Annotated in this window: 19 protein-coding genes and 1 pseudogene; 7 read left to right on the top strand and 13 right to left on the bottom strand. The window is 63.4% G+C overall.

What is annotated here, in order from left to right; translation table 11 throughout:
- From VFL62_RS05305 to VFL62_RS05285, 5 genes and pseudogenes are all read left to right on the top strand, one after another.
- Window positions 1–375, top strand: a pseudogene (locus VFL62_RS05305) (ornithine decarboxylase); the annotation flags it as partial.
- A 122-nt stretch (window positions 376–497) separates the two neighbouring features.
- Complete coding sequence (locus VFL62_RS05300; RefSeq protein ID WP_325171326.1) at window positions 498–1076, top strand: N-acetyltransferase; 579 nt, start codon at window positions 498–500, stop codon at window positions 1074–1076.
- 231 nt (window positions 1077–1307) lie between these two features.
- Entirely contained in the window at window positions 1308–1697 is a 390-nt protein-coding gene (locus tag VFL62_RS05295) for a RidA family protein (RefSeq protein WP_325171325.1), read from the top strand.
- 41 nt (window positions 1698–1738) lie between these two features.
- Window positions 1739–3181: a homospermidine synthase gene (locus VFL62_RS05290; RefSeq protein WP_325171324.1), complete on the top strand. Its 1443-nt coding sequence runs from the start codon at window positions 1739–1741 to the stop codon at window positions 3179–3181.
- An 81-nt stretch (window positions 3182–3262) separates the two neighbouring features.
- A complete protein-coding gene (locus tag VFL62_RS05285) occupies window positions 3263–4147 on the top strand; it encodes a hypothetical protein (RefSeq protein WP_325171323.1) in 885 nt (294 codons plus the stop codon).
- A gap of 82 nt (window positions 4148–4229) precedes the next feature.
- Here VFL62_RS05285 and VFL62_RS05280 read toward each other — a convergent pair whose 3' ends face one another.
- From VFL62_RS05280 to VFL62_RS05235, 10 genes are all read right to left on the bottom strand, one after another.
- Window positions 4230–4970, bottom strand: coding sequence for an acetoacetate decarboxylase (locus VFL62_RS05280; RefSeq protein WP_325171322.1), 741 nt, complete (start codon window positions 4968–4970; stop codon window positions 4230–4232).
- Window positions 4971–5133: 163 nt separating this feature from the next.
- The gene (locus tag VFL62_RS05275; protein WP_325171321.1) at window positions 5134–5457 is read right to left on the bottom strand and encodes a hypothetical protein; all 324 of its coding nucleotides are present in this window, start codon (window positions 5455–5457) and stop codon (window positions 5134–5136) included.
- Window positions 5458–5573: 116 nt separating this feature from the next.
- Window positions 5574–6590, bottom strand: coding sequence for a WD40 repeat domain-containing protein (locus VFL62_RS05270; RefSeq protein ID WP_325171320.1), 1017 nt, complete (start codon window positions 6588–6590; stop codon window positions 5574–5576).
- On the bottom strand, window positions 6587–7648 hold the full coding sequence (locus VFL62_RS05265; protein WP_325171319.1) for a GTP-binding protein: 1062 nt from the start codon (window positions 7646–7648) through the stop codon (window positions 6587–6589). The genes VFL62_RS05270 and VFL62_RS05265 overlap by 4 nt, the downstream gene beginning before the upstream one ends.
- 54 nt (window positions 7649–7702) lie before the next feature.
- A complete protein-coding gene (locus VFL62_RS05260) occupies window positions 7703–8578 on the bottom strand; it encodes a metal ABC transporter substrate-binding protein (RefSeq protein WP_325171318.1) in 876 nt (291 codons plus the stop codon).
- An 8-nt stretch (window positions 8579–8586) separates the two neighbouring features.
- On the bottom strand, window positions 8587–9456 hold the full coding sequence (locus tag VFL62_RS05255; protein WP_325171317.1) for a metal ABC transporter permease: 870 nt from the start codon (window positions 9454–9456) through the stop codon (window positions 8587–8589).
- Between the two features lie 3 nt (window positions 9457–9459).
- Window positions 9460–10218 carry an ABC transporter ATP-binding protein gene (locus VFL62_RS05250; protein WP_325171316.1) on the bottom strand — a complete coding sequence of 253 codons (759 nt, stop codon included), beginning with the start codon at window positions 10216–10218 and terminating at the stop codon, window positions 9460–9462.
- Window positions 10219–10220: 2 nt separating this feature from the next.
- Entirely contained in the window at window positions 10221–10415 is a 195-nt protein-coding gene (locus VFL62_RS05245; RefSeq protein WP_325171315.1) for a hypothetical protein, read from the bottom strand.
- A 57-nt stretch (window positions 10416–10472) separates the two neighbouring features.
- Window positions 10473–10847, bottom strand: coding sequence for a fluoride efflux transporter CrcB (gene crcB, locus VFL62_RS05240; RefSeq protein ID WP_325171314.1), 375 nt, complete (start codon window positions 10845–10847; stop codon window positions 10473–10475).
- 210 nt (window positions 10848–11057) lie between these two features.
- The gene (locus tag VFL62_RS05235; protein ID WP_325171313.1) at window positions 11058–11657 is read right to left on the bottom strand and encodes a superoxide dismutase; all 600 of its coding nucleotides are present in this window, start codon (window positions 11655–11657) and stop codon (window positions 11058–11060) included.
- 112 nt (window positions 11658–11769) lie between these two features.
- Between VFL62_RS05235 and VFL62_RS05230 the strand changes: the two genes are divergently transcribed.
- Both VFL62_RS05230 and VFL62_RS05225 read left to right on the top strand, forming a co-directional pair.
- On the top strand, window positions 11770–12300 hold the full coding sequence (locus tag VFL62_RS05230; RefSeq protein ID WP_325171312.1) for a GNAT family N-acetyltransferase: 531 nt from the start codon (window positions 11770–11772) through the stop codon (window positions 12298–12300).
- 57 nt (window positions 12301–12357) lie between these two features.
- Window positions 12358–12798, top strand: coding sequence for a DUF2147 domain-containing protein (locus VFL62_RS05225; RefSeq protein WP_325171311.1), 441 nt, complete (start codon window positions 12358–12360; stop codon window positions 12796–12798).
- A 7-nt stretch (window positions 12799–12805) separates the two neighbouring features.
- On the opposite strand, the gene VFL62_RS05220 is transcribed toward VFL62_RS05225, so the two are convergent.
- The 3 genes from VFL62_RS05220 to VFL62_RS05210 form a co-directional block, all read right to left on the bottom strand.
- The gene (locus tag VFL62_RS05220) at window positions 12806–13969 is read right to left on the bottom strand and encodes a DUF3095 domain-containing protein (protein WP_325171310.1); all 1164 of its coding nucleotides are present in this window, start codon (window positions 13967–13969) and stop codon (window positions 12806–12808) included.
- Between the two features lie 141 nt (window positions 13970–14110).
- Entirely contained in the window at window positions 14111–14848 is a 738-nt protein-coding gene (locus VFL62_RS05215; protein WP_325171309.1) for an SDR family NAD(P)-dependent oxidoreductase, read from the bottom strand.
- The coding region (locus VFL62_RS05210; protein WP_325171308.1) for a fatty acid--CoA ligase family protein at window positions 14841–16122 on the bottom strand (1282 nt) is incomplete at its 5' end. The genes VFL62_RS05215 and VFL62_RS05210, both read right to left, overlap by 8 nt.

Below are 16122 nucleotides of genomic sequence, written 5' to 3'. Positions count from 1 at the left end.
CCGGGACGCGGCATGGTCGGCAATGCCGGCATCATCGAGTCCGAAGTCGTCCTGATCTCCAGGAAGAGCGACGAGGACGAGGTGCGCTGGGTGTACCTGGACATCGGCAAGTTCGGCGGTCTCGCCGAGACCATGGACGAGTCGATCCGCTACGCGATCCGCACCCCACATGACGGGGCAGAAATGACGCCGTGCGTGCTCGCTGGGCCCACCTGCGATTCCGCCGACGTCATGTACGAGAAGATGCCGTATCCGCTTCCCGTCACGCTCGAGATCGGCGACAAGGTGCTGATCGAAGGAACCGGGGCCTATACGTCGACCTACTCGTCGGTGGCCTTCAACGGCATTCCGCCGCTTAGGACCTACCACATCTGATCTAGCCTCCCTGAGGCTTGCGATAACCGGGAGCCGGTTTACCGGCTCCCTCCCTGACATTGCCGATTTGGACAACGCAGCCGCGGCGCTTAGGCGCCGTGGGCTGTGGGGACTGACGTGCCATGACTGCTTTTCGGAACACCGACCTCGCCCTCACCCTGAAAGCCGCTCCGTTCGCGATCCGTGCGGAGAAGGCATCAGACCTCGTCGCCCGTGAAACGCTGCTCGATGCCTGCTTTGGCCAAAACCGCCATCTGCGCACCTGCCAGCGCCTGCGCGACGGACGCGCGCCCGCCGAAGGCCTTGCCTTCTCGGCGATGGCGGAGGGCCACCTGGTTGGTACGCTGCGGTTGTGGCACGTCAGCGCCGGGGGCATCCCGGCGCTCATGCTCGGCCCGCTTGCGGTGGATAGCAGCTCCCGCAAGTTCGGGGTCGGGACCGCGCTGATGGACCACGCGCTCGCGGCGGCGACCGCGCGTGGCCATCGCGCGGTGATCCTGCTCGGCGACGCACCCTACTACACCCGCTTCGGCTTCTCGGCCGAGCGTGTGGCCGAACTGTCGCTGCCGGGGCCGTTCGAGCGCGATCGCCTGCTCGGTCTCGAGCTTCGACCGGCCGCGCTCGACGGCGCGGGCGGCATGATCGTCGCGACCGGTCCCGCACTTTCCGCAAGGAAAGCGCTGCGCGCCCGCGCGGCGTAGCGGCACGATGATGCACAGGAAGCAACCTGCGGCACTTGCCGCGACGCGGAGCCGTTTTCGCGCCGTCGTCACCACCATGCTCTTGATGGCGCTGAGCATGCTCATCGTCCGCGACATATTGGTAAGGCGTTGGGGTTCCGCACCACCAGCCCCCGACGTGACACGCCGTTTGCCCTGAGTTAGGCAAAGCCGTTAAATTCCGCCCGCAACCAAGAACGAAGGCTTTCTGCCATGTCCCGCCGTTTGATCTCGACCGGTTCTCCTCTTGAGAAGACCGTCGGTTACAGCCGCGCCGTGATCGACGGCGATTTCGCCTTTGTCGCCGGCACCACCGGCTACGACTACGCGACGATGGCGATGCCCACCGATGTCACGAGCCAGTCACGCAACTGCTTCAAGACCATCGAGGCCACTTTGAAAGAGGGCGGCTTCACCATGGCCGATATCGTCCGCGCGACCTACTACGTCACCGATGCCAAGTATATCGATGAGCATTTCAAGGTCTGCGGCGAGGTGCTTGGCGATATCAGACCGGCGGCGACATTGCTGGTCGTCACCGCGCTGGCCAAGCCCGAGATGAAGGTCGAGATCGAAGTCACGGCCAAGCGGCGCGTCCCCTGAACCCAACCATCCGTCAGCACGTTTTTCGGAGAGACTATCCCATGAGCCCCGCCTCGCAGATCTACGCGAAGATCACCGGTCCCATTGTCATGGTCGGCTTCGGCTCCATCGGCAAAGGTACCCTGCCGATGATCGAGCGGCATCTCGACTACGACAAGTCGCGCATCACCGTGATCGATCCCAAGGACGAGGGCCGCAAGGCGCATTGCGAGAAGCACAATGTGCGCTTCATCCAGAAGGGCGTGACCAAAGACAACTATCGCGAATTGCTGACCCCGCTGCTCACCGAAGGCGGCGGCCAGGGCTTTTGCGTCAATCTGTCGGTCGATACCGGCTCGACCGACATCATGGAGCTCTGTAACGAGCTTGGCGCCCTCTATATCGACACCGTCAACGAGCCCTGGCTCGGCTTCTATTTCGATTCCTCGAAGGGGCCGGAGGCTCGCTCCAACTATGCCCTTCGCGAAGTGACGCTCGCTGCCAAGAAAGCGCGTCCCGCCGGCTCGACCACGGCCGTGTCCTGCTGCGGCGCCAATCCCGGCATGGTCTCCTTTTTCGTCAAACAGGCGCTGCTCAACGTCGCCGCTGATCTGAAGCTCAACGCCCCCAAGCCGAAGACCAGGGCCGAGTGGGCGGACCTGATGCGACAGGCCGGCATCAAGGGCATCCACATCGCCGAGCGCGACACGCAACGCGCCAAGAAGCCGAAAGAGCCTGATGTCTTCGTCAACACCTGGTCGGTGGAAGGCTTCCTGTCGGAAGGCATGCAGCCATCGGAACTCGGCTGGGGCACCCATGAAAAATGGATGCCCGAGAACGCGCATACCCACGAGGCCGGCTGCGGCGCCGCGATCTACCTGATGCAGCCCGGCGCCAATACGCGCGTGCGCACCTGGTGCCCGACCCGAGGGCCGCAGTACGGCTTCCTGGTCACCCACAACGAGTCGATCTCGATCTCCGATTACTTCACGGTGCGGGATGCATCGGGCGCGGCGATCTATCGGCCAACCTGCCACTACGCCTATCACCCGGCCGACGATGCGGTGCTGTCACTGCATGAGTTGTTCGGCCGCGCAGGGAAGATGCAGGAAAAGCACCATATCCTCGACGAGAACGAAATCGTGGACGGCATCGACGAACTCGGCGTCCTTTTGTTCGGCCATGACAACAATGCCTACTGGTACGGCTCGCAGCTCTCGATCGAAGAAACCCGCAAGCTCGCGCCCTATCAGAACGCCACCGGCCTGCAAGTGACCTCGGCCGTACTCGGCGGCATGGTGTGGGCGCTCGAACATCCGAACGAAGGCATCGTCGAAGCCGACGAGATGGACTACGACCGCCTGCTTGAAATCCAGATGCCGTATCTCGGTCCGGTGAAGGGCTACTACACGGACTGGACCCCGCTCACCGATCGCCCCGGCCTGTTCCCGGAAGACATCGACACCAGCGATCCCTGGCAATTCAAGAACGTTCTGGTGCGGTGACGCCGGAAGCTGTCCCGGGCGCGCGTGCAGCGAGCGAACCCCGCCGCACAATCGCATCCGGGAACCTTAGGATTCGCCGTTGTGCAATTGCACATTCTCGTTTGGCGCGTCGCGCCACCGTGGAATGAGTTGAGCCGCACAGTTCCCGGAACGCCGATAGGCACATCGCGTTGCTCTTCCAAATTGGAGGAGGCGACCATGGCTTTCAGCGGTTCGTCCTATTTTTTTGGCATTGGAACGGCCTTCGCTGCGATCGCGGTAGGGTTTGCCGGCGGAGCGATGATCACGACCAGCGCGGTCCAGCCTCCGAACCGGCTGGAACGCGTCAGCGCCGGTCCGATCGCTCCGTCGAACGCCGAGGCGCCGCCCGTGTCGGCCGCATCGTCAAAGCCGGAACAGTCCAACACGGCAGCCTCGCGGGAAACGCCCGCCTCCACCGTAACGCCCGCACCCGCAGCTGATCCGCAACCGGCGCCGCAGCCCAAGGCCGCCGTCACCACAAACACAAATACTGAGAAAGCGGATACGAAGGCCGCTCAGGAGCAGCAGACCGCCCCCGCACCGAAGAACCCGCCTGCACCGGTTGCCAAGAGCGATGATCCGCCTGCCGCGAAGAGCAGCGAACGCACTACGGTCGGCCGCGCGCCCGACCCAAGCAAGGACGTTTCCCGCTCGGCCAGCCAGAGCAAGGAGTCTACCCGCAAGCGCGCCGAGGACCGCAGACCTTCAGATGATCGCAGATACTCCGAACGCCGCCGACGCCAGGATCAACAGGATCAAGATCAACGCCGGCTAGACGAGGCGACCAATGTGGTGCGACAGATGCCACGTGGCGAGGTGGTCGACGAGATGGTCGAGCCGCGTTTCGCCCCGCGCCCACGACGTTTCGGATTGTTCGGCGATGATGACGGTCCCCGCGTCATCAACGAACCGCGGCCACGGTTCGGCTTTTTTGGCGACGACTGACTCTCGATTCAATCCTGCGGTGAGATCTGGATCGTTGTCGTGCCCGGCCTTGCGCCGGGTATGACGGTGCAAGACGCGTTGGTCACTTCGCCATATAGTCAAAGGCCACGCTGCCCAGCCCCAGTGTCAAATCGGCCTTGAAATGCAGCGCCGAGATCACCTCGCGCACCGGCAGCCGCGCGACGTCGGCGAGCGCGTGCGGAAACAGGCCAAGCGCCGCCGGGCCGGTCCAGGCTTCCTTGAGCGTGATGTCTTCGAGATGAAAGCGCACCAGCTCGCAAATTCGCGCGCTGCCGTCCACATGCGGCACGATCTTGAGAATGAAATTCGGCGCCTTCATTCCCTTCAGCACGGTGTCGTGATCGACGGGCCGATGCTTGTAGCCCATGGTGGCGGACGCACAGAGCACCGAGCCATAGTGCAGCGTGCCGACCAGCACGTCGCTTTCCACCTCGATCTTGGGCCTGGCAAGCTTTTTGGGAAATCCCCAGAGCTCACGCCCACCCGCGATCGGCCCTTCGTCGTCGAGATACATCGCATGGGTATAGGCGCCCTCCTCGCCCTTGAACCGAACCGGGATCACCTGACCGGTTTCGGTGTAGTCGCCGAAGCCGGTTGAATCGGGCATGCGGATGAATTCGTACTTGACGACGGCCTCGGTCACTTCGAGCGGCTCGGGCACGACGGCGGCAAGCGCTTCCGGATCGGTACGATAGCTGATGACAAAATATTCGCGGTTGAAGAAGCGGTAAGGTCCCGGCGGAAACGCAGGATTGGTCAGCGGCATGGAATAGGCGTTTCGCCGGACGTCCTCGATCTTCATGATCGCCCCTTTGTCTGGTCACTTGCTGTTTGTCACTCGCGCCTCTCTTCAGCGCCCGTGCAGCATGAGGCAACAAGGTGTCACTAGCGAGACAAAAGAACAGGCGTCGGCCGTGCTCAAGGTGCAGGCATGCGAGGGGCGCGCACGATCGCCAATGAACGTTTCATTGCTTTTGCTGGATCGGCGGCGCCATCTTCTCCGGCGGCGCCGGCGGCAGTGCGGGCTTGGCGCCTTCCTGCTGCGCCTGCGTGTCAGGGCGTGCCGGCTCGGGCGCGGGCGTCGTCGGACGGGTGCCACCGGGCTTGGATTCGGCCGGCTTGTCGCTGGTCGCGGGCGCCGGCGTGCCCTGCAAGGGCGGCGTTCCCTGCGCCAACTGAACGTTGGTGCGCGCGACCGCGACCAGCGAGTAGCCGGTCAGCATCAGTCCCGACACCAGCATGGCCGACGCGACCAGGAAATCCATCCGGCGCTTTCGATCGTTCAGCATCGCGCATCACCCACAATCAGGTTCGTGGGCATTAACGGAGGCTGGAAAGCGTTGTTCCCGGGAACTGGCGGGATGCGAATCCCAGAATTGACCGTTTGGCGCGGAACCTTCGCGCATCAGAGTTCAAGAATGCCGGCTTCGCCGTCTTCGGCCGCGAACGCCAGCAAGGTGCCCTTGGCGTTCCAGGCAAGCCCCGCGATCGCGGCGCCGCCATTCTTGCGAACGAGAATTTCGGCGCCATCGGCCATGCGCACCATCAGCACGGTGCCATCGCTATATCCGCAAACCAGGATCGCCTGATCGGGATGACAGGCGACAGCGGTCACGCGCGCCTTCAACGGCGCCAGCATCGCCGGCTCCTTGCCCATCGGGCCATCCTTGCTGGCGAACGGCCACATGATGACCATGTCGGCGCCCGAAGTCGCGAGCGCCTTGCCTCCCGCAGTCCACGCCATCGAGCGCACGCGGCCTGGATAGCCGGTCATGCGCATGTGCCTGTTGTCGGCAAGCCGCCAGCCGTGCAGCGCCGGCTCGTGCATCGCGGTCACCAGGAACTTGTTATCGGGGCTGAACATCACCGCCAGATGCGAGCCGGCCCATGGCAGAAACTCGGGCGTTGCGGCCATGTTGGGAAACCACAGCGTCACGCCGTTGTAGTGCGCGATCGCGAGCCGCAGGCCCTTCGGCGCGAAACCAAGCCCGCCGACGGTCGAGGGCACATCGAGCGACTTTTCCTGATTGTCCCCGCTGCGGACAAAGGCCGTCTTGCCCGCCGACCACGCCACCGCGCCGTCCGGATGAAGCGCGACATTGTCGATCCAGCGCCGCTTGGCGTCGCTCGCGATTACCGTCACCGCGCCTTTGGCATCGAGCGCAGCGACCTTGCCGTCATCGCCGCCGGTGACGATACGCTTGCCGTCGGAGCTCGCGCACAGAATGCCGCCGCCGTGCACGGGAATAGCCACGGGCTCGGCTTCGCCGGCGACAACGAAGATATTTTCCTCGGCCCCAACGAAGGCCGCGGTCCGTCCGAGGAAATGCACCGCGCTCACCGGCGCGCCGATCGCGAGCGCGCGCACCTTGTCAGTCACGGAAACGATGGAGGCAGAATCTCCGGGCTCGAAATCGGTCATTGCGTAACGATACAGCTTTCGAAGCCTTCGCGGATGGCCGCTTCCGGCAGCTCGCGGCCGATGAAGACAAGGCGGCTGACGCGCGGCTCGCCGTCCTTCCATGGCCGCTGATGATCGCCTTCCAGCATCATGTGCACACCCTGAAACACGTAACGCTCGTCGTCGTCATGGAATGCGAGAATGCCTTTCGAGCGCAGGATCTTCTGGCCTTCGCTCGCCACCAGGTTTTGCAGCCAGGGCATGAATTTAGAGGGATCGAGCGGCTTCTCGCTGGACAGCGACAGCGATTGCATGTCCTCGTCGTGATAGTGCTTCAGGCCATGCCCGTGGTCATGGTCGTGGTGGTGATGACCGTGATCATGATGGTGGTGATCATGGTCGTGATGATGATCGTGATCGTCCTCCTCGAGGAAATCCGGCTCGATCTCCAGGATGCGGTCGAGGTCGAACGCGCCGCGCTCGAGCACGTCGGCCAGCGCCACCTTGCACCGCTCGGTGCGGTGCAGCTTGGCGTAGGGGTTGATGCCGCGGATGCGCGCCTCGACTTCGGTCAGTTCCGGCTTTGACACCAGATCGGTCTTGTTGAGCACGATCACGTCGGCGAACGCGATCTGGTTCTTGGCTTCCGGCGCATCCTTCAAGCGATCGCTCAGCCACTTTGCGTCGGCGACCGTCACCACGGCATCGAGCCGCGCATTCTTCTGCACGTCTTCGTCGACGAAGAAGGTCTGTGCAACGGGCGCCGGATCGGCAAGGCCCGTGGTCTCGACGATGATGGCGTCGAACTTGCCCTTGCGCTTCATCAGGCCGTCGAGAATGCGCACGAGATCGCCGCGCACCGTGCAGCAGACGCAGCCGTTGTTCATCTCGAAGACTTCTTCGTCGGCGCCGATGATCAGGTCATTGTCGATACCGATCTCGCCGAATTCATTGACGATGACGGCGTATTTCTTGCCGTGGTTTTCCGACAGGATGCGGTTGAGCAGCGTGGTCTTGCCGGCGCCGAGATAGCCCGTCAGCACGGTCACAGGGATCTTTTGGGACGTCAGTTCCGACATAATGGCTCCGCGGGAAACGGTAGTGGAAGCGCTAAGCGGAGGGCCATTTCGACCCTATTCCTTCAGCGCGCTGGTCAGCGTTCTTATATTGTGCCTGACCATGTCAATGTAAGTGGGGGCATCGCCCTTTTCATCGGTCAGGCTGTCGGAATAGAGCGTCCCGCCGACCCTGGCCCCGGTCTCTTGCGAAATCCGGCGCATCAGACGGGGGTCGCCGATCCGTTCCAGGAAGACAGCCGGGATGTGCTCGGCTTTCACCTGGGCGATGATTGTCGCAACGTCCCGCGCGCTCGGCTCGGCCTCGGTCGAGACCCCGATCGGGGCAATGAACTGGATGCCGTAGCGGGCGGCAAAATAGCCGAAGGCATCGTGGGTCGAGATCACCCTGCGGCGACTTTCGGGGATATCTCCGATCGCCTGCCGCGTCTCGCGATCGAGCGCCTCGAGCCGGGCCAAATAGTCTTGCGCATTTTGACGAAAAGTCTCCGCATCCGCCGGGTCGGCGGCGGCGAGCGCATCGCGGATATTGGCGACGTATTTTTCTGCGTTGGCGACCGACTGCCAGGCATGCGGGTCGGCATCGGAGCCGGCCTTCAGCGGCGCGATGCCTTCGCTCGCCGTGACGATGGAGGCCTTGCTTCCCGCAGCCTGAATGAGCCGCGGCAGCCAGCCCTCAAGGCCAAACCCGTTGACGACGAGCAGTTTCGCATCCGCGATCCTGCGCACGTCCGCCGGCGCCGGCGCATAGACGTGCACGTCACTGTCCGGACCGACCAGCGTCGTCACCTCGACCCGGTCGCCGCCGACGTTCCTGACGAAATCGCCCAGGATCGAAAAGCTCGCAACCACCTTGAGGCGCGTCTGCGCGTGCACCGGGGCAGCGCCGGCCAACAGCGCCAATGCAAACAAAAGTCCACGCCAGCATCGCATCGGCCGCCTCACGCTTCCAGATGGGGCGCGGGAAACAGTTGCCGGACCACGCCGCGAACATTGCCAAACAGGATCGAGACGACGTAGAGCACGGCAGATACCAGGATGATCGCCGGCCCTGAGGGAATGCGGGTCTGGAACGACAGCACCAGTCCGGCATAGCCGGACAACATCGCGCTCGCGACCGCAATGGTGATCATGCCGGTGAGCTCGCGCGACCAGAACCGGGCGATGCCGGCGGGCAGAATCATCAGGCCGACCGCCAGCAGCGTACCCAGCGCCTGAAAACCGTTGACGAGATTGACGACGACGAGTCCGAGAAAGGTCAGATGCGCAACGCCGCCGGCGCGGCTCACGGTGCGCAGAAACAGCGGATCAACGCTTTCGATCACCAGCGGCCGGTAAATCACCGCAAGCACGACCAAGGTGAGCGTGGCATTGAACGCGACCACCAGCAGCGTCTGGTCATCCATTGCAAGAATATTGCCGAACAGAACGTGCAACAGATCGATATTGGTACCCTTGACCGAGACGATGGTGACGCCGAGCGCGAGTGAGGCGAGATAGAAGGTTGCGAGCGAGGCGTCCTCCTTCAGATCGGTGGCGCGCGCCACCAGGCCTGACAAAAGCGCCACCGCAAATCCCGCGATCAGCCCGCCGGCCGTCATCGCAAACAGATTGAGCCCGGAGAGCAGAAAGCCGATCGCCGCCCCGGGCAGAATGGCATGCGCCATCGCATCGCCGACAAGGCTCATCCGCCGCAGCATCAGGAACACGCCGATGGGGGCCGCGCCGAGCGAAAGCGCCACCACGGCCACAAGCGCCCGGCGCATGAATTCGAATTCGAGGAAGGGCGCGATCAGCGCGTCGTAAATCATCGCTTACGCAGCCCTTGATGCGTCTTCATCGGCCACGCACGCAACCGCGTGATCGTCGAAGGCCTCGCACATCCGCCGCGCCTCGGCGAGATTCTCCGCCGTCAAAACCTCAGCTGTCGCGCCCCAGGCGACCCTGCCGCGCGCCAGCAACAGCGTCTGCGGAAAATGTGCGCGGACGAGATCCATGTCGTGTAGCGCCGCAAGCACGGTCCGCCCTTCGGCGTGCCATCGTTTGACCAGCGCCAAAAGGTCGGCCGAGGTCTTGGCGTCGATGGCGTTGAAGGGCTCATCGAGCACAATCAGCCGCGCATCCTGCAACAAGACCCGTGCAAACAGCATGCGCTGCATCTGTCCGCCCGACAGCGTGCCGATGCCGCGGTTCTCGAACCCGCTCAGGCCGACCGCGGCCAGGGCTTGCGCGATGTTTTCGCGCGCGCCCTTGCCGACGCCGCCGAAGAAGCCGATCCGGCGCCACAGCCCGGTGCCGACGAAATCGAACACCGAAATCGGAAAGCTGCGGTCGATATCGGCCGTCTGCGGCAGATAGGCGATGTCCTTGCAATCGATGCCGCCTGTCAGGATCGTGCCCGAGAGCGGCTTGAGGATTCCGACCAGCCCGCGAAACAGCGTCGACTTGCCGGCGCCATTCGGACCGATGACGGCGAGCAAGGCGCCGGTGGCGATCTCACCATTCAAATGGTGCACGGCCGGGTGCCGGTCATAGCCCAGCGTAACATCGCGAAATTGCACGAGCGGCGACATCGTCACTTCATTGCGACCCATACGAAGGCCCAGAGCGCCGCGCTGACGGCGACTGCGGCCGTCAAGCGCGCCAGCACCGTCATGCGCAAGATCGACCAGGTGACGGCCTGCGCCGGGTGTGGCGCCGCCGGGCCGTGGCTGTGCGCATGGTGGTGCGAATGGCCGTGATCGTGACCATGGGGATGGGGCGTTACCATCTCCGAATGTTATATTATAACATTCGAGACGTCTATCGGGACGACGGGAACGACCCCTCAGGCCAGGCTGCGAACGATGGCCAGCCCGGCAAAAAGGCCGGTCAGGGACAGGATCACCGACCCCAGAACGTAGAGGGCGGCCAGCCCCACGGCGCCGCGCTCATAAAGCAGGCCCGCATCCAGCGAAAACGCCGAGAAAGTGGTGTAGCCGCCCAAGATGCCGGTCATGATGAATAGCCGCCAGGACTGGGCGGCATCGCCCTTGAAGGCAAGATAGCCTGCGATGAGGCCCATGATGGTCGAGCCGGTGATGTTGATGATGAAGGTGTGATACGGGAAATTGGTGCCGAGAAAGCGCGGGCAAATCACGTTCACCGCATGGCGCAGGCACGAGCCGAGGCCGCCGCCGATAAAGACCAGAAGATAGTTCATCGCGAGATTCCAAATCCAAGCTGCCGGCCACTCAAGCTTTGCCGGAACGGCGCCGGCCTCGCAAGCTGAAGTTCCCAAGAGATCGCCAGCGCGCACTGCAGGGACTTCAGATCAGCGGTAGGAGCCGGCAGCAATGCCGACGAAAAAAGCGGCAGCCTGCCGCTGCCGCTTTTTGTGAGACCGCTGACTTGGTCGATTTGATTTGGCCGATCAGGTCGCCTTGCCGAACAGTTCGTCGACATATTCCCAGTTCACGAGGTGGTCGACGAAGGCCTTGAGATAATCGGGGCGACGGTTGCGATAATCGATGTAGTAGGAATGCTCCCAGACATCGACGCCGAGAATCGGGGTCGCGCCGTGCACCAGCGGATTTTCACCGTTGGGCGTCTTGGAGATTTCAAGCTTGCCGCCCTTCACGGAAAGCCAGGCCCAGCCCGAGCCGAACTGGCCGGCGCCGGCGGCGGCAAAATCGGTCTTGAATTTTTCGAGACCGCCGAGGTCGTCGTTGATCTTCTTTTCCAGGCGGCCGGGCAGCTTGCTGCCGCCGCCATTGGGCTTCATCCATTTCCAGAAATGGATGTGATTGTAATGCTGGCCGGCATTGTTGAAGAGCGGGGCATTCTTGCCGAACGAGCCCTTGACGATCTCCTCCAGGGACTTGCCCTCGAATTCGGTGCCCTTCAGCAGATTGTTGCCGTTGGTCACATAGGCCTGGTGATGCTTGTCGTGGTGAAATTCCAGCGTTTCCTTCGACATATGCGGCGCGAGGGCGTCATAGGCATAGGGAAGGTCGGGAAGCGTGAAGGTCATGGGGTCATGTCCGAAAATAGTGGGAGACGATGGCTAACGAGAACCCTTATAGAAGGTTCCAACCCTCTTAGACACACTGAATTTACCCGGATCAACCCGTCGGCTTCTCCTCATGAGCATCGAAATCGAGATCGTCAGCGGCGACGAAGGCCGGCCGCGAGCCAGGGAGCTACTGGACCGGGTGTGGCCGCCCGCCGAAATGGACAAGCTCTCGTGGGGCCAGGTCAAATGGGCGAGCGCGGACCTGCGCGTGATGATCGAGACCGATGACGGCACGCTCGCTTGCCATGCCGGCATCTTCTTCAGGACCGTGACCTGGAATGGGCAGAAGGTGCATATCGGCGGCATCGGCGGGGTTGCCACCCGTGCCGATCATCGCCGCCGCGGTTATGCCAGCCTCGCGCTCGAGGCCGCCGTCCACACCATGCGCGACCATGACGCCGCACAGTTTGCACTTCTGTTTTGCGAACCGCACAATTTCGAATTCTATCGATCGCGTGGCTGGCATCCCTTTACCGGAGCAGTTTATGCCGAGCAGCCCGGCGGTAAAATTCGCTTTGAGGCCATGGCGCCGTTGGTGCTCGACCTTAAGCGGCGCGCGCCGACGCTCGGCACGCTCGACATGTGTGGTTTGCCATGGTGATGGATTTGCGCGCCAGCTTTTTGTTGCTATGCATGCGCGCCATTTCTGGAGAGATACATGTCTTGCAGGTTTGAGTTCGTCGTCGCGATCGCCGCGGCATTGTTCATGGCAGTGCCGGCCAAGGCTCAAAGTGCTGGCCCCGATGGCATCTGGCTGACCCAACAAGGTGATGCAAAAGTGCGCGTCTCGAAGTGTGGCGCCGGGATTTGCGGCGTGGTGGTCTGGCTGAGGGAGCCGATCGATCCGGCGACCGGAAAGCCGCAGGTCGACGACAAGAATCCGAATCCCTCCCTCGCCAAGCGGCCGATTATCGGACTGCCGCTGTTTTCGGGCATGCACCCGACCGGACCCAATCAATGGGCGGGCCAGATCTATAACGCCGACGACGGCAAGACCTATGCCAGCAAGATTTCCGTAACCGGGCCGAGCACGCTGAAAGTCGAGGGCTGCGTCGGCGCCGGGCTTTGCGGCGGCGAAGAATGGAGCCGCTCGCGCTGATGCGAGATCAGGACCGCGGCGCCAGCGTTGCCTTGAGCGCGCTCGCCGCCGAAGCGTAGCCGCCGCGTGCGCCGTCGATGAAGTGCACGTGGTCGCTGCGCACCGCCGACGGCGTGAAGCAGGTCATCATCGCCGCGTCCTGCCGGTACAGGCCATAACGCGCGATATCGGCTGACGCTGCAGCCTCAAGCCGCGCGCTCAACGCCTGCTCGAGCTCCGGCGTGCAATCGAGCACCATCCTCAAGGCATCGTCGTATTTGCGGAAGTCGGAATTCTCGACCACCTGCCGCACATAGACCTGCGGCACGAAACCGCCGACCTTGATGCCAAAGCGCATGATCAAATAATAAAACAGAGTCCAGCCGAATACGCCGAGCCGCCGTTTGAACAGCGACCCTCCGCGCTTTGCCCGCGCCTCGAATTCGACGCCTTGCGGCGGCCAGCGCAGCGGCGGACCGCCCGGCGGTACTGGCCGGCCGGCATCGGGGCTGCGTTCGACCAGCGCAACGATGTCCTCGATCAGTTTGCGATAGGCGGCCGGATCTGCGTCTTTGACGGGCATCACCAGCACCGAAAGAATCAGCCCGCGCACCGCCGGTATTTCCTCAAATCGGCATGAGAGCCCCGAGAGATCGGGCTGCGTACCGGGTGGCGCCGGCGCGACCGCGAACTCGCCGCGCTTCATCGCGGTCTCCGCCCAGCCGAGACCGCCGCCGGAAAACATCGCATAGGAGAGATTGGCCGATGGTCCAAAACGCGCCACACGGACATCGAAGCCTTGCGCGCGGATCGCTATGAGGGGTATGAGCGCCACCCGCATCTCGAGATCGAGGTCTTGCCGCACCCACGCGGCCGTTGCCGCCAGCGCCTCGCGCGCGCGTTCGAGATCACCGGGCGCAACCGCAAAGCTCGCGCCATCGCCACCGAACACGAACGGAAATTCGCGACCTTCGAGCGCATTGGTGATGGCGGCGATCACGGCCGCGCCCGCCATGTTCACCGCCTTGTAGCGTGCCTGCGCGATCGCCTGGGTGGACCCGACGATATCGGCGACCCCGATGCTCCAGTCGTCCGGCAGCGGCGAATAGAGCTGTGGGTCCATCAGCCGCGTAAAGCCGCGAAAGACGGGTACCCTTCCGTAAAACTCGTCGCTGCCGCTCGATGCATTCATGGCGCGCAATCGTTGTGAGGTTTTGGCAAGAGATACGGGACGACCGGGATCTTGGGTTCAGCGCAAAATCCACCCGCCGAAGTCCTCACGGGCGCCGATCAGGCTATATCGACGGATCGCCGAATTGAAGCGTTCGGATGGTCAGGCCGTATTGCCGGCATCGACAGTGAGGACCGTGCCGGTGATATTGCGGCCGCCCTCGCCGAGCAGATATTCGACCATGCTGGCGACGTCGTCCGTCTCCGACAACCGGCGCAATGCGCTGCGGCCGGCAATGCGCTGGCGCTGCTCGGCGCCGAGGCTATGGGTCAGTTCGGTGTCGATGAAGCCCGGCGCGATCGCATTCACGGTAATGCCGAGCTTGCCGACCTCGCGGGCGAGCGAGCGCGTGAAGCCGGTTGCCGCCGCCTTGGTCGCGCCATAGACCGACAACCCGTTATAACCAGTGGAGGCGATGATGGACGACATGTTGATGACGCGCCCGCCGCCGCCATCCGCCATCATGTGGCGCACCACGTATTTGGTCAGGATGATCGGCGAGAGCACGTTGAGGCGCAACAGCGCTTCGATCTCGCTATTGTGCATCGTCGCGAGCAGGCCCTCGGTGCCGAGACCGGCATTGTTGACGAGGCCATAGATCGCGCCGAATTCGTCGCGCAGGCTTTTCACGAACGCAGGAATGCCGTCGACCTCGCTGAGGTCAAAGGCGCGAAATGCAATGCGACCGAAGCCTTGTTTGGCGGCCGCGTCGATCGCTGTCCGCAGATCGTCGCTTTCGCGGCGGGCGACCGCGATCACATGATAGCCGGCGCCGGCCAGCCTCTGTGCGATCGCGAGCCCGATGCCGCGGCTGCCGCCTGTGACCAGAACGTTATGCATCTGTGCGCGCGAGCTTTCCGGCTGCCGTGATCTCGAGCTTGTCGACGAACTTGATCATGGCAGGCACTTTGTGGGGCGCGAGGTGAGCGCTGCAATCGGCGATGATGGCTTTCTTGATTTCGTCGGCCCGGCTTGCATCGCCACCGTCGGCCAGCACCACATCGGCGACCACGATCGCGCCGGTGATCGGGCTCTTGCGCGCCTTGACGCGCGACATGCGCACGGCGTCATGCCGGTTGATGATCGCTTCGATTTCCTCGGGGTGAACCTTGAGACCACCGATATTGATGATGCCGCCGCGGCGGCCGACGAAGTGATAGCGGTCGCCGCGCAATTCGACCATGTCGCCGGTATCGACGAAACCGTCGTTGTCCGTCAGCGCGGCGGCCCGGCGGCCGACATAAGCATGCGCGGCGCGGCGCGAACGAATCTGCAAGCAGCCGTCCACGACCTTCATCTCGACGCCGTCGCGGCTGGTCCCGATCATGCTGGCCGGAAAGCCTTCAAGCCCGTCGTTGACGGCAAAGCCGACGCCGGCTTCGGTCGAGGCATAGGCGTGCCCGATCGAGGCACTAGGAAAGGCCTGCCGCAGACCGTCGAGCACCGCCTGGTCGGCGATTTCGCCGGAGAGACGGACATATTTCGGCGAAAACGCAGAGGCCGCACCACTCATCAAGAGCTTGCGCCAATGCGAGGGCGTACCGGAAATATGCGTGACGGCGTTTTCATTGAGGCGCGCGACATGGTCAGCAAGCGCTTCGCCAGCCTCCGACAGCACCAGCGACCCGCCGCCGATCACCGCGCGCAGGAAAATCTGCAAGCCGCCATAGCGGCGGATGTCGTAGAACGTCGCCCAGATCGGGCGAACGCCGCGGGCCGCACTATCGGCCGCGATCGCGCCGGTCAGGCCCTCGAGCGTGTGACCGACGATCTTCGGCAGGCCGAGCGTCCCCGAGGTGAGCATCAGCCATTCGGTGGCGCGCTCGGTCCTGGCGCGGGGCGCTGGCTGCAGCTCCGCACCGGCGGTGACGATCAGAGCAATGCCGCAGTTCCCGAAGCGCTCCGGCTGGTCGGTGACGACGGCGTCGATTTCGGCATCTTCAACGATGGCCTGCAGGTAATCAGGGTTGAGATCCGGCGGGCACAGCAGCATGCGCTTCGCGATGCCGTCGATCTCGAGCATGACGAGCGCCGCAAGGAACTGGCTGCTGACCGCAAGCAGCACCGAACGGCCGGAAAGTTCGGCAAGCCGGCCCTTCAGGCAGGTGTGATCG

The sequence above is a fragment of the Bradyrhizobium sp. genome (assembly GCF_035701725.1).
In the GTDB taxonomy this organism is placed as follows: domain Bacteria; phylum Pseudomonadota; class Alphaproteobacteria; order Rhizobiales; family Xanthobacteraceae; genus Bradyrhizobium.
Note: the sequence above shows the minus strand (reverse complement) of the source record. Positions and strands in the feature narration are given on the sequence as shown.

Excerpts from the sequence above, each read along its gene's own strand:
- VFL62_RS05300 (WP_325171326.1), top strand. The coding sequence starts at position 498 with ATGACTGCTTTTCGGAACACCGACCTCGCCCTCACCCTGAAAGCCGCT.
- VFL62_RS05295 (WP_325171325.1), top strand. The coding sequence starts at position 1,308 with ATGTCCCGCCGTTTGATCTCGACCGGTTCTCCTCTTGAGAAGACCGTC.
- VFL62_RS05290 (WP_325171324.1), top strand. The coding sequence starts at position 1,739 with ATGAGCCCCGCCTCGCAGATCTACGCGAAGATCACCGGTCCCATTGTC.
- VFL62_RS05280 (WP_325171322.1), bottom strand. The coding sequence starts at position 4,970 with ATGAAGATCGAGGACGTCCGGCGAAACGCCTATTCCATGCCGCTGACC.
- VFL62_RS05275 (WP_325171321.1), bottom strand. The coding sequence starts at position 5,457 with ATGCTGAACGATCGAAAGCGCCGGATGGATTTCCTGGTCGCGTCGGCC.
- VFL62_RS05270 (WP_325171320.1), bottom strand. The coding sequence starts at position 6,590 with ATGACCGATTTCGAGCCCGGAGATTCTGCCTCCATCGTTTCCGTGACT.
- VFL62_RS05265 (WP_325171319.1), bottom strand. The coding sequence starts at position 7,648 with ATGTCGGAACTGACGTCCCAAAAGATCCCTGTGACCGTGCTGACGGGC.
- VFL62_RS05260 (WP_325171318.1), bottom strand. The coding sequence starts at position 8,578 with ATGCGATGCTGGCGTGGACTTTTGTTTGCATTGGCGCTGTTGGCCGGC.
- VFL62_RS05255 (WP_325171317.1), bottom strand. The coding sequence starts at position 9,456 with ATGATTTACGACGCGCTGATCGCGCCCTTCCTCGAATTCGAATTCATG.
- VFL62_RS05250 (WP_325171316.1), bottom strand. The coding sequence starts at position 10,218 with ATGTCGCCGCTCGTGCAATTTCGCGATGTTACGCTGGGCTATGACCGG.
- VFL62_RS05245 (WP_325171315.1), bottom strand. The coding sequence starts at position 10,415 with ATGGTAACGCCCCATCCCCATGGTCACGATCACGGCCATTCGCACCAC.
- crcB (WP_325171314.1), bottom strand. The coding sequence starts at position 10,847 with ATGAACTATCTTCTGGTCTTTATCGGCGGCGGCCTCGGCTCGTGCCTG.
- VFL62_RS05235 (WP_325171313.1), bottom strand. The coding sequence starts at position 11,657 with ATGACCTTCACGCTTCCCGACCTTCCCTATGCCTATGACGCCCTCGCG.
- VFL62_RS05230 (WP_325171312.1), top strand. The coding sequence starts at position 11,770 with ATGAGCATCGAAATCGAGATCGTCAGCGGCGACGAAGGCCGGCCGCGA.
- VFL62_RS05225 (WP_325171311.1), top strand. The coding sequence starts at position 12,358 with ATGTCTTGCAGGTTTGAGTTCGTCGTCGCGATCGCCGCGGCATTGTTC.
- VFL62_RS05220 (WP_325171310.1), bottom strand. The coding sequence starts at position 13,969 with ATGAATGCATCGAGCGGCAGCGACGAGTTTTACGGAAGGGTACCCGTC.
- VFL62_RS05215 (WP_325171309.1), bottom strand. The coding sequence starts at position 14,848 with ATGCATAACGTTCTGGTCACAGGCGGCAGCCGCGGCATCGGGCTCGCG.